Annotated in this window: 10 protein-coding genes and 1 pseudogene; 3 read left to right on the plus strand and 8 right to left on the minus strand. The window is 69.8% G+C overall.

Annotated elements, in window-relative coordinates:
• Positions 1 to 339: 339 nt before the first annotated feature.
• The 3 genes from OG906_RS01685 (at position 340) to OG906_RS01695 (ending at position 4,679) form a co-directional block, all read left to right on the plus strand.
• Positions 340 to 2,346: a beta-N-acetylhexosaminidase family protein gene (locus tag OG906_RS01685; RefSeq protein WP_329439237.1), complete on the plus strand. Its 2,007-nt coding sequence runs from the start codon at positions 340 to 342 to the stop codon at positions 2,344 to 2,346.
• Positions 2,347 to 2,562: 216 nt separating this feature from the next.
• Entirely contained in the window at positions 2,563 to 4,440 is a 1,878-nt protein-coding gene (locus OG906_RS01690; RefSeq protein ID WP_329439239.1) for a beta-N-acetylhexosaminidase, read from the plus strand.
• A gap of 29 nt (positions 4,441 to 4,469) precedes the next feature.
• Positions 4,470 to 4,679, plus strand: a complete 210-nt coding sequence (locus tag OG906_RS01695; protein ID WP_329439241.1) for a three-helix bundle dimerization domain-containing protein — start codon at positions 4,470 to 4,472, stop codon at positions 4,677 to 4,679.
• 84 nt (positions 4,680 to 4,763) lie between these two features.
• On the opposite strand, the gene OG906_RS01700 is transcribed toward OG906_RS01695, so the two are convergent.
• The 8 genes and pseudogenes from OG906_RS01700 to OG906_RS01735 form a co-directional block, all read right to left on the minus strand.
• Entirely contained in the window at positions 4,764 to 5,450 is a 687-nt protein-coding gene (locus OG906_RS01700; protein ID WP_329439242.1) for a hypothetical protein, read from the minus strand.
• On the minus strand, positions 5,431 to 6,387 hold the full coding sequence (locus tag OG906_RS01705; protein WP_329439244.1) for an FHA domain-containing protein: 957 nt from the start codon (positions 6,385 to 6,387) through the stop codon (positions 5,431 to 5,433). Before OG906_RS01705 ends, OG906_RS01700 begins: the two co-directional genes overlap by 20 nt.
• Before the next feature lie 212 nt (positions 6,388 to 6,599).
• On the minus strand, positions 6,600 to 6,773 hold the full coding sequence (locus OG906_RS01710) for a peptidoglycan-binding domain-containing protein (RefSeq protein WP_329439246.1): 174 nt from the start codon (positions 6,771 to 6,773) through the stop codon (positions 6,600 to 6,602).
• A 127-nt stretch (positions 6,774 to 6,900) separates the two neighbouring features.
• Positions 6,901 to 7,083, minus strand: a complete 183-nt coding sequence (locus OG906_RS01715; protein WP_329439248.1) for a hypothetical protein — start codon at positions 7,081 to 7,083, stop codon at positions 6,901 to 6,903.
• A gap of 1,246 nt (positions 7,084 to 8,329) precedes the next feature.
• Positions 8,330 to 8,793, minus strand: a pseudogene (locus OG906_RS43570) (S8 family serine peptidase); the annotation flags it as partial.
• Between the two features lie 156 nt (positions 8,794 to 8,949).
• Positions 8,950 to 10,281: an ABC transporter substrate-binding protein gene (locus tag OG906_RS01725; protein WP_329439252.1), complete on the minus strand. Its 1,332-nt coding sequence runs from the start codon at positions 10,279 to 10,281 to the stop codon at positions 8,950 to 8,952.
• A gap of 64 nt (positions 10,282 to 10,345) precedes the next feature.
• Positions 10,346 to 11,281, minus strand: coding sequence for a carbohydrate ABC transporter permease (locus OG906_RS01730; protein WP_443067444.1), 936 nt, complete (start codon positions 11,279 to 11,281; stop codon positions 10,346 to 10,348).
• Between the two features lie 67 nt (positions 11,282 to 11,348).
• The gene (locus OG906_RS01735; RefSeq protein ID WP_329439257.1) at positions 11,349 to 12,275 is read right to left on the minus strand and encodes a carbohydrate ABC transporter permease; all 927 of its coding nucleotides are present in this window, start codon (positions 12,273 to 12,275) and stop codon (positions 11,349 to 11,351) included.
• Positions 12,276 to 12,440 lie beyond the last annotated feature (165 nt).

Genomic DNA, 12,440 nt, shown 5'->3' on the forward strand with positions numbered 1-12,440 from the left:
TGCACAGGTGTAGGGAACTCCCGTGTGGGGTGGATGCGATGACGTTGACGATCGCCCGCCCCGATGGCACCAGTCTGGCATGTTCACGTAAACATGAGGGCACTGACCGACAGGTCGGCCTGAACCGATCCCTCCGATGCCGACGCACCCGCACCACTGCGCAGCCGGCGCGGAGCAGCCCCTGCGGGGGCCCCTTCCGGCCGGGGTCGGCACTGAGGGCGGCACGTCGCTGCGACATCCCGAAGAAGGCCGAATCTCACCTCCGACCGTTGCCGCAGGCGCGAGAGCGGATATAGCCTGGAGAACCGGAATGTGGTCTAGACCATTCTGGGAGGTCTCATGCGGACCCATCGGGCCGTCGTCGGAACACACGTGGTTTGTGCCACCGCCCTCGCCATGGGCGTACTCGCTCCCCACTCCCCAGTGGCGCAGGCAGCGCCCCCTCCCGCCCGCGCGGGCCATGCCTCGCCCGCCGCACTGCCGCCGATCACACCGGTTCCACAATCCGCCTCCGGCTCCCCGGACGGCGCCGCCGTCACGGGCCGGGTCCTCGTCGTCGCCGACGATCGCACCGACGCCGCTGCTCGTGACCGTCTCGTCGCCGAACTCAGGGCCCACGGCGCCGAGCGGGTGGACATCGTGGCCCCCGGCGCCGTCCCCGCGACGCCCCGGGGCCTGCTCACCGTCCTCCTCGGTCCGGCCGACCGTCCTGACATCGTCGCGGCCCTGGCCGGGACCGCGGTACCGGACCGGGCCGAGGGTTACGCGCTGAGCGTCCGCGGCAGCAGGCGGCACGGGCAGGTCACCCTCGGCGGGCACGACGCGGCCGGGCAGTTCTACGCCGTGCAGACGATGCGCCGGCTCTTCCAGTCCGAGGACGGCGCCGACATCGGGAACTGGAGGGTGGCGGGCGCCGAGATCAGCGACTTCCCCGCCATGGCGCTGCGCGGCACGGTCGAAGGCTTCTACGGCCTCCCGTGGACGCACGCCGAGCGCCTCGATCAGATGGACTTCTACGGCGACGTCAAGGCCAACACCTACGTGTACGCGCCCAAGGACGACCCCTACCACCGCGGCAAGTGGCGCGAGCCCTACCCGGCCGCCAAGCTCGCGGACCTCGGCGAGCTGGTGCGCCGCGCGACGGCGAACCATGTCCGCTTCACCTTCGCCGTCTCGCCCGGCGAATCGATCTGCTACTCCGACCCGCGGGACCGCGGGGCACTCAAGGCCAAACTCGCCGCCCTCCACGACCTGGGCACCCGGGCCTTCTCCATCCCGCTCGACGACATCAGCTACACCCGGTGGAACTGCGAAGGCGACAGGGCGGCGTACGGCGCCCCGGGACGCGCCTCGGCGGCCAGGGCGCAGGCGGATCTGCTCAACGACGTGCAGCGCGACTTCGTCGCCACGCATCCGGGTACCGAGCCGCTTCAGACGGTGCCCACGGAGTACGGCGATCTGACGGACACCGCCTACAAGCAGACCCTGCGCTCCACCCTGGACCCGGCGGTCGTGGTGATGTGGACGGGCACCGACGTCGTACCACCGAGGATCACCACCGAGGAGGCGGACCGCGCGTCCGCCCTGTTCGGACGCAAGGTCTTCGTTTGGGACAACTACCCGGTCAACGACTTCGGCAACACGAGCGGACGTCTACTCCTCGCCCCCTACGACAAGCGGGAATCCGGCCTGTCCCGGCATCTGGCCGGCATCGTGGCGAACCCGATGAACCAGCCGTACGCCTCCAAGGTCGCCGTCTTCGGGGTGGCCGACTTCACCTGGAACGACGCGGCGTACGACGCCTCGGGGAACGAGCGTCGCGCCATGGCCTACCTGGCCGGCGACCACCGTCCGTCAACGGAGGCCCTGCTCGTCCTCGGCGACCTCCAGCACATGGCGCCGACGTTCGGTGGGACACCCTGGCAGCCGCAGGCACCCGAACTCACCCGGCGGGTGGCACGGTTCTGGACAGACTGGGACGCGGGTGACCGCGCCGTGGCCGTCCGGGAGCTGCGCACGTACGCGGAAGCGATCCGGCAGGCACCGACCACCGTGCGCGGCGGACGGGTCCAGCCGGGGTTCACGCTCGACGCGGCACCCTGGCTCGATGCCACCACGCTGTGGGGTGAGGCCATGGTTCGGATGCTCGACGCGCTCGACGCGCGCCGGACCGGCGCCGACGACACGGCAGACCGGCTGCTGGCCGAGTCGCGCGCCCTGCAGCAACGCGCCAAGGCCGTACGCGTCGTGCCCGCGCGCAACACATGGGGCAGTGTGCAGCCGAAGGTGGGCGACGGCGTCCTGAACGTCTTCCTCGCACAAGCGGACGCCCGGATGCGGCGGTAGGACGCGTCGCTCGTTGCTCCGCCCGTCACAAGCCACTCGCAATGCGGCAGTGCCGGCGGCGGCTGCGCGGCGGCGTACCGCGCCGGAAGGAAGCCTCGGCGCTTCGCCTTCCCGTTCCACGGGGCCACGCGTCCCGGTTGCCGTCGGCGGCGCGCATCGCGCTCTGCCGGCCACCCGTGCACCGGCACTTTCCCCTACCGTCCGAAGGAGTCAACCATGCGCTGGTTGCGCCGACGAGGCCGATGTCTCGCCGCACTCACCACGGTCGTCCTTGCTGTCCCGTTGTCGGACACGGTCTCCCAGGCGGCGACCGCCCCTCCCCCGGCCGCCCCCTCGGCCCTTGTCCCGCAGCCCGTGTCCCATCTGCCGCTGGGGGGCGAGGGATTCACCCTCACCCCCCGGACGCGCATCGTCGTCCTGTCGCAGAAGCCCGCCGAGGTGGGCGTCGGCACCTATCTGGCCACCGTGCTCGCCCCGGCGACGGGCCAGACCCTGCCGGTCGTCACCGCCTCACGGGCGCAGAGGCAGGCCGTCGTCCTGGACCCCGACGGCCCCGAGAAACTCGGCGCCGAGGGATACACGCTGTCGTCCGACGAGGACGGAGTCGTGGTGAGGGCCCACGGAGCCGAGGGGCTGTTCCGCGGTGTGCAGACGCTGCGCCAACTGCTCCCGGCCGCCGTGGAGTCTCCCACCAGGCAGCCCGGTCCCTGGACCGTCTCCCCGGTGCGGATCTCCGACGCGCCCCGGTACGCGTACCGGGGCGTGATGCTGGATGTCGCCCGCCGCTTCTACCCCGTGTCCCAGGTCAAGCGCTACATCGACCAGGCCGCGGCGTACAAGATCAACACTCTGCACCTGCACCTGACCGACGACCAGGGTTGGCGCATCGCCGTCGACGCGATTCCGGCACTGACCACGGTGGGTGCCAGTACGCAGAGCGGCTTCACCCACGGCAGCGGTTGGTACTACTCGGCGGCGGACTACAAGGAGATCGTCGCCTACGCGCAGTCCCGCTTCATGACCGTGGTGCCGGAGCTCGACGGCCCCGGACACACCCGGGCCGCACTGGCCTCGGTGCCCGGGCTGAACTGTGACGACAAGGCGAAGCCGCCCTACTCCGGATTCGACGTCGGCATCAGCCTCTACTGTCTGGAGGACGAGCGGCACACGTCCAACACGACCCGCTTTCTGCGCACCGTCATCACGGCGGTGGCCAAGCTCACGCCCGGCCCCTACGTTCACCTCGGTGGCGATGAGACCCCGCAGGCGACCCCGTCCGAGTACGCCGCCTACGTCGAGGCGGCCACGTCGACGACCACCGCACGGCAGAAGACCGTGATGGGATGGCACCAGCTCGGCCAGGCCGCGATCCCCGCCGGCAGCCTGATGCAGTACTGGGGCCAGGAGGGTGACCGGGAGAGCATCGGCACCGCGGACGAGACCGAGACCATCGGCTTCGTCCGCAGCGGGGTGGCCCAGGGCGCCACGTTCGTCATGTCGCCCTCCGACCACGCCTACCTGGACATGAAGTACGACGCGTCCACCCCCTACGGGCTGAGCTGGTCCGGCTACGTGCCGGTGCGGAAGTCCTACGAGTGGGACCCGGCGAAGGCCACCGCCAAGCCGGACGGCACCGGCTCGATCGTCCCCGCCGGGCGGATCGCCGGCGTCGAGGCCGCGCTGTGGGCGGACCGCGCCTACGAGGACAGCAACGCGCTTCCGACCCCCACCACCCGCTGGCCCGAACCCCACGTCTACGCCGAGTACATGAGCTTCCCCCGCCTGCCCGCCATCGCCGAGGTCGGTTGGACTCCGCAGTCCGCACGCGACTGGGAGGACTTCCGACGGCGCCTGGCCCGGCAGGGGCCTCGCTGGACCGCGGCCGGTATCGGCTACCACCCCGCCCCGGGCATTCCATGGCCCGACCTCGCGAAGGCCTTGGAGGGTGCGCACAGCATCGAGACGGGAGGCAAATCGCCCGCCGCCTCCCGACCGGGCGGCCTTCCCCCGCTGCTGCCCACTCGCGTGTCCGGGACGACCACCAACCGGCCATGTATGACCCGGTCCAAGCCGTGCGTGATCAGGCGGCCGTGAGGGGGCGGAATCCGGGATAGAAGGGGCGGATGATGGAAACCGACGACGCCCACATGGTCCACCACGTCGCCGAGCGCCTAATGAAGGCTCATCCCGGCCTCGACGCCGGAGCAGTCCGCGGCGCCGTGGAGACGGCATACGACGAGCTCCGGTACGCACGGGTGCGCGCCTACCTGCCGGTCCTCCTTGAGCGCAGGGCAGGCGACCTTCTCGGCAAGGGGTTCCACGACAGCCGCTGACCGACGCCGGCCAGGGCAGGGTGCGGCCGGGTTCAGGCAGGACCCGGCACCTCGTGCACCGCGTTGACGGCCTCGGCGCCTGCGTCACCTCGGGTCCGCGATCGGGATCCTCTCGTCGAGCACCAGGCTGTCCCCCAGAGCATCGGTCGGAAGGGCATCCACCTCGTCGAGCCAATCACTGAACCGCTTGTAGAGCGGACCGCACCAGGCCCTGTGGGGAGAGGTGTCCGTCATGGCGACGAACAGGTGAGAGCCGAATGAGCTGTCCCAGAGCTTGTCCAGAATCCTCACCAGGTTGTCACCGGACACCTCGATCCGCTGGAGACCGTTGTCGAACTTCGTGATGCGGCCCACGGACAGCTTGGGATCCTTACTGAAGGGCCTGTCCTTCGGTCCCGGCCCGCCACGTCCGGCACGCTCCTGCACCGTGCTGGTGATCCACGCCGGTGCCCAGTTGCCAAAGGACTTGTGAGCAAGGAACGTCCAGGTGTCCTCGTGGCAGACCAGCGACACGTAGGACACCGCGGCAGCCCTCTTCATAACGTCCAGGTGCCAGCGCGTCAGGATCGCGTCCGTCTCCTTGCGACGCTCCGCTTCCGCCCTCTGCTCCTCTTGCCTCTGCAACAGAAGCCGATTCTCCGCCGCTTCCTTCCTGCGCCTCTCCTGGCGGTCTTCCTCCAGCCAGCGCTTCTCCTGCTCCCACCTCTCGGCGGCGATCTCCCGCCTCTGCTCCTGATTCGCCGTCCACTGGTCAATCAGCGCCTTGAACATCCCTTCCCTTCCACTCCGAACCGCCCCTTGGACCGCCCCCGGCCTCACCCCGGCGGACGGTGATCGTGGTCCAGGCGCCGACGTGGACCTGGTCGCCGTCGCCGAGGGGGATCGGGACGTACGGCTGGATCGGTTCCTCACCGCCGTTGATGGTCGTGCCGTTGGTGGAGTTCTGGTCCACCACCGCCCAGCTCCCGTCGGGCTGCTGGACGAGCACCGCGTGCTGGTGGGAGACGCCCGGGTCCTCCGGGGGCACCGACAGGTCGATGTCCGGGAACTCGCCCGAGGAGGCGCGCCGGCGGCCGATGGTGATCTGCCCGCCGGAGAGCCCGAGATGCTGCTCCGGGGAGTACGCGGGCAGGTTCAACCCGGCCGCCTCCGGGCCGCTGCGCTGCATCATCGCCATGAAGTACGAGCGGTCCGGGCCGACCGTCGCGCTCCAGGCGCCGCCGACGTACGACGGAGCCTGACCCTGGGACCCGTAGTACTGCTGCTGTTGGTCATGCTGCGGAGGCCGCTGGTACTCCATCTGGTAGTACGGCTGCTGGTGAGACTGCTGGTACTGCTGGTACGGGTACGGGTATTGCTCGGACGGAGGCTGCTGGTACTCCTGCTGCTGCGGCGGAGGCTGCTGCCGGTAGTGCTCGTGGCGCGGCTGCTGGTGGTGTGACTGCTGGTACTCCTGCTGGAAGGGCTGCTGGTGGTAAGGCTGTTGATGAGGGTCCTGGAGCTGCTGGTAGTGCGCATGCTGTTCGTGTGAGGGAGGAGACGGAAGCAGCCAGTCGTCCTCGGGCCGGCGCGGCTCACCGGCCGCGGGAAGGTAGCCGTACCCGTGAGAAGGCGCCGCGGGGGCACTCGCGGCGGCAGCCATGCGGTGGCCGCAGACCTCGCACCAGTCCTCGAAGCCGGACTGGTGCCCGTACGGGCAGGTCGGCATGGCTACGCTTCCCCCTTCTCCCTGCGTCATCGCGGCAGGTCTCTTCTCAGGTCTTCTTCACTGGGACCGTCTGCGCCGAACGCGTTTCAACGGTCATCTCGTCGGCGCGGCAGCACCCTTGAGAAGGCCGGCCCCTCGGGGTGCGGCTTGTCTGACGGAAGGGTCTGGACCGAGGATCCGGGGCGGTCCACGCCACCTCCGCAGGCGTGGCCCTATCCCTCCAGTGCCCGACGCGTCGCCGGCCCGTAGGTTCCCCGACCGTCGTCATCGACGTCCCGGTCGACCTGGAACTCTGCCACCGCCTGCTTCACCCTCGCATCGAACCGGCCGTTGACCTTGCCCTTGTACAGGCCCTGCGCGGCCAACAGTTTCTGCAGCCTCTTCACCTCCGGGCCAGAGTCGCCGTACCGCAGGGTCGGCGCCTGCGTGGGTGGCGGTGGCTTGGGGCCGGGGGAACGGCTCGCGCTCGGCGTCGGACTCGGCGAAGCAGAGGGGGACGCCGCGTGCGAAGGGTCAGGAGAGGCGGACGGTGACGCCGGGCGGGAGGCGCTCGGCGACGGGGAGCGCGAAGCGGAAGTCGAAGGGCCGGACGATCTCGCGGAGGACGTCGGTGAGGACCCGGGCGGGACCGCGCTCGCCGGAGCCGACGGCCTGGCGTCCGGGACCATGACGTCGCCGGAGGAGGCCGGTGTCCACAGGGTCACGGCCGTCCCGCCCATCGCGAGCACCACGGTGGCGGCAAGCAGAAGCAGCGCCGGCCGCCGGAAAGCGCGGTCGGTGCGTTCCTCGGATCGGCGACCCGCCCTCCCCGGGCCCACCGTCGGCCCACCCGCCCCGGGGACAGGCACCCGGGAGGCCGGCTGGAGGAGAGCGGCGCGCGGGTCGGGTTCCGACCACGACAGGTACGCAGGCGGTACGCGAACTCCGTACGCCGGGGTGTCGCGGTGCGGCGCCGCCACCGCGCCCTGTCTCGGCGCGCCGTGCGTCGGAACTTCCGGTTCGCCGGGGTCGGTCAACGTCACGTACGGACGGATGCGCAGAGGGTCGAACCCTCCACCCGGCGCACACCCGCAGGCGGCGCCCGCAGTCCCGCAGTCCGGGCAGCGTTCAACGCGCACGGGAATCCCTCCCTGGCCATTGCCGGTGATCATGGAGACCGCCGCCCGAACCCGCCCGTCCCCTCATCCCTTCCGCGGTGGCCCGCATGCCCGTTGCTCTCCATGCGCATCGGAAGGGTCGACAGACGTGCGGGCTCACCAGCGCGCCGTCGGGGCGAGGGACTGCACCTTCGGCGACGTCCCGTCACACGTCTTTCCACCGGACTCGAAGCCGCCCGCGAACGGGACGGATACGGGTGCCTTTGCGACGGCGGTCCCGATCGACACGGCTTCCCTCGCCAACCCTTCGGCCGGGACCACGCCAACCGGACGGCGACGGCGGTAGGGGTGGGGCATGAACCATCCTCGTGGTTGCGGAGACACATCGCCTCGCGTCTCGACGGCAGCGCGAAGAGGAGGCATGGGCGCGAAGAGCGGGCAGGGAGGCGACCGTCGGTGGACACGATCAGCGGTCCAGACTACCCGCGAACTCGACCATAATTCAACAGGTCTCAACGCATCCCCTCAAGGGATCTCCGACAGGAACGGCCACCAACCCGCTAGCGCCGTACAAGGCGAGCCCACACACAAGAGGGATGCGCAAGAGTCTCCGGTCGAACAGAATTCAACATCATTGCCCGGATGGACGGGCATGGAGGCGAGCTCGGCTCGGTCATCGCGCGGGAAGAACCCGCACCCGAGGAGGTGCGCAGGCGCGCGCCGCCGCCGAGGCCCCCCTCTCACCTGCGGCCACCCCCCGTCCGGCTTCGGGTCACCCTCGTGGCCGCGCTGCTGCCCACACGCGGCGGGGGTGGCCGGTGTATCGGCCACCCCCGCCCGTTCGTGATGTAGGCCGTCACACCCTCACCGGCCTGGTCCGGGTGGCTGTGGTTCTGGTCGAGCGGCAGTGCCCGTTGATCGATGCGGTCCAGGCCCCACGACGGGGGGTCGGGCTGGGTGGTGCCGACGCCGTCGAGGGTGACGAGACTGTTCTGCACCACGGACTTCACCGCCGGATCGGCGGCCAACTTCCCGGTCTGCGCCTCGGAGAGCTCGACCGAGTAGCCGTTGAGGGCGGCGGAGTAGAGTCGGTCGATCCTCGCTCCGTACCGCTTGGCCACGGCCCTGCCACCGGCGGTCGTGGAGCGGTGGCGGAGTCCTTCAGGGTGACGATGTAGCTGCCGGGGATGATGCCGGCACTTCCGGCGTTCTCAATGACGCCTTGCGCCTGTGCACTCCTTCCGGCCGCCGGCCCGGGGATTGCGGAGGCCGCGGCGAGCGCGAGGGCCACGACTGCCGTCGTGGCGATGCCGACGTGTTTCGCGCGAGTTGAAGCTCCCTCACGGCGCCCCGTGAGGCACGAGTCCGCGGCAGCCCGAACAGGCCCCGGGTGAAAAGGAAGCGGGGGCGGCGAGCACCCCGCGCGCACGCCGCCCCCGCCCCCGCCTCCCCGTGCCGGTTCCTGCTACTTCCCGACGCTGAACCCCTGGTCGGCGCCGTACTTCGCGCTGGCCTTCCGCCAGGCGTCCAACCCCTGGGCGAGAGTCGTCGACGAGACGTACGCCTTGCCCACGGTGTCGTTGAAGATGGAGTTCGCGTACACCTGGTAGGGCAGGTACGACCAGCCCGCGCCGACGTTTCGGGCCGCGTCCGCCAGCACCTGATTGGCCTGCTGACCGCCGAAGTAGGGGAAGGCGGTTTCCAGGAAGGCCTTCGACTCCAGGTCTGCCCGGGTGGCGGGGAAGGCGCCTTCGGAGACCCGGGCGGTGGCGCCGGCCCCGGTGGTCGCGTACTCGATGAAGGCGTAGGCCAGCGCCTTGCTCTTCGATGCCTTGGGCACGGCGAGGGAGCTGCCGCCGTTCTCGGCACCCGCCTTGGCTCCGCGCGTCCACTGCGGAAGGGGTGCCACGCGCCAGTCTCCCGAGGCGGCGGGAGCGCCCGAGGCGAAGTTGGCGGGCATCCAGGCGCCGATGGACAGGGTCGCGATACTGCCGTCGGACAGGCCCTTGTACCACTCGTCGCTCCAGGAGCTGACCGGTGCGAGCAGCCGCTCGTCGAGCAACTTCTGCCAGGTGCGCGCGTACTGCGCGGTGCCGGCGTCGTTGAAGTCGATGCCGATCTCGGTTCCGTCCACCTTGTAGGGACGCCCCCCTGCCTGCCAGATCAGGCTGGTCGTGGCGCCGGCGTCCCCGGTGTCGTTCGTGATGTGGAGCTTCGGATCCGCCTTGTGCAGGGCGCGCGCCGCCTCGACGTACTCGTCCCAGGTGGTCGGGACGGCGACACCGTGCCGGTCGAAGACCCTCTTGTTGTAGAACAGCGCCATGGGCCCCGAGTCCATGGGCAGCGCGTAGATCCCCTTGTCGTACCGCACCGCGCTCCAGGGCCCGGTGGTGAAGGTCCGGTCGTGGGCGGACGCGCCGTAGGGGGCGAGGTCCTCCAGGGCCTTGCCGATGGCGAACTGGCCGACGGCGTAGTACTCGACCTGAGCCACGTCGGGGGCTCCCGAGCCGGCGGCGACGGCGTTCTGCAGCGCCGTGTACTGCTTGTCGCCCGTTCCCGCGTTGACGAGTTCGACGTCCACCTTCGGATACTTCTTCTCGAAGTCGGCGGCCACCTTCTTCAGCGTGGGCTCCCACGCCCACACCGTCACCTTGCCTCCGGCTTCGAGCGCGGACGCCACGTCCTTGACGGCGCTCTCGGCCTCCGGGTCCGAGGACCCGCAGGCGGTGGCACCGAGGGCCAAGGCGCAGGTCACGGCGACGGCGGCGACGATGCGGCGGCGGCTGTTCGTTCTCATCGGTGGTGCTCCTGATTCGATGTGCGGATGAGGAGGGTCGGTACGAGCGTCGGAGCCGGACGCGTCACTCCTTGACGCTGCCCGCGGCCAGGCCCGACTGCCAGTGGCGCTGGAGCAGGAGGAAGATCACGACGATCGGCACGATGGTGAGCAGGGATCCGGTGATGATGAGGTCGAAGACGGGCTCGCCGCCCGCGGTCCGGGCCTGGGCGCTCCACGCGTTGAGCCCCAGGGTGAGCGGGTACCAGTCCGGATCCTTGATCATGATCAGCGGCAGGAAGTAGTTGTTCCAGGTGGCGACCATGGAGAACAGCAGCACCGTCACGGTGCCCGGCATCAACAGGGGCAGGGCGATCCTGAAGAAGATGCGCAGCTCGCCGGCCCCGTCGATGCGGGCCGCTTCGAGCAGTTCGGAAGGTACCGCCTCGGTGGCGAACACCCACATCAGGTACAGCCCGAACGGCGAGACGAGGGACGGAATGATCACCGCCCAGGGGGTGTTGGCCAGTCCCATGCCGCTGAACATGAGGAACGTGGGCACGGCGAGTGCCGTGCCGGGAACGGCCACGGCGCCGATGACGACGGCGAACACGGCGCGGCGGCCGGGGAACTCGTACACGGCCAGCGCGTATCCGCCGAGTACGGCGAGCAGTGTCGCGCCGCCCGCTCCGGTGGCGACGTACAGCAGGGTGTTCAGCGTCCAGCGGACGAAGGCTCCGTCGTCGTAGGTCAGCGTGCGGACGATGTTGTCCCAGAGGTGGAAGTCCTCGCCGAACCACAGGCCGAAGGAGTCGAAGAGGTCCTGCTGGTCCTTGGTGGCGTTGATGACCAGCCACGCGAGGGGAAGGAGGGTGTAGACGAGGACCAGCCCGGTCACCAGGGTCAACGGGATGCTCGGCCTGGGGTTGAGCGGCGTGTGGGTGCGCTTGGTGCGACGGGGCCGTTCCCTCGGGGGCCGGGCGGCCGGGATCCGTCCGGGTTCGGCTGCGGCGTCCGACATCGCGCGGGGGCGGACGGCGGGTTCCACCGTGTCCGAGGGGGCGTCCGAGGGGTTCGTGATCATGTGCTCAGCCCTTCCGCATGCCGCGGAGCTGGACCGCGTAGGCGATGATCGCGGTGAGGACACCCATCACGATGGCGACGGTCGCCGCGTAGTTGTGTTGCTGTCCGGAGAAGGCCAGCGAGTAGGTGTAGAGGTTCGGGGTGTAGCTGGTCGTGATCGCGTTGGGGGCGAGGTTCTGCATGATGCCGGGCTCGTTGAACAGTTGGAAGCTGCCGATGATCGAGAAGATCGTCGCGATGACCACCGCGCTGCGGATGGCGGGCAACTTGATCGCGGTGACGATGCGCCACTCTCCGGCGCCGTCGATCGCGGCCGCTTCGTAGAGGGATCGCGGGACCACCTTCAGGGCCGAGTAGAAGATCAAGGTGTTGTAGCCGACGAACTCCCAGGTCACGACGTTGCCTATGGAGGCGAGTACCAGTGAGGGGGAGAGAGGATCCGGGAGGGACAGGCCGAACGCCTCGTTGAGGTTGCCCACCAGGCCGAATCGGGGTCCGTAGATGAATCCCCACATCAGACCGGCCACCACGGCCGGGACGGCGTAGGGCAGGAAGACCGCCACGCGGAAGAAGGCCTTGCCGTACAACCGGCCGCTGTCGATGGCGAGTGCGACCAGCAACGCGATCCCCAGCATGATCGGCACCTGGACGAGCAGGAACAGCCCGACCCGGGCGGATCCCTCCCAGAACCGCGGATCGGTCAGCGCCTGGAGGTAGTTGTCCGCGCCGACGAAGGCGGTGCCGCCGATGAGCCGGTCGCGCATCAGGCTGAGGTGGAAGGCATAACCGATGGGCGCCAGGAAGACGAGCACGAACACCGCTGCGAACGGTCCGGCGAACCCCCAGCCGACGAGTGCGTTCCTGCGTGCGTGTGTACGGGGTCGAGAGCGGGGCGGGGAGACTGCTTGTGCCGCTGACGGCAGGAGCGTCATGGTGGGTCCTTGTGTCGGTGACCGACAGGTCTGCAAGCGGAGGGAAGAGACGGCCTCCGGGCCGGAAACGGCCGCATGGGGCAGGACCTGATGAGAAATGTTTACGTAATCATCGGTAGCGAGATGGTGACACTCTCCGCCGAGGAGCGTCAAGCATCGTGGGGC

The sequence above is a fragment of the Streptomyces sp. NBC_01426 genome, from assembly GCF_036231985.1.
GTDB lineage: Bacteria > Actinomycetota > Actinomycetes > Streptomycetales > Streptomycetaceae > Streptomyces.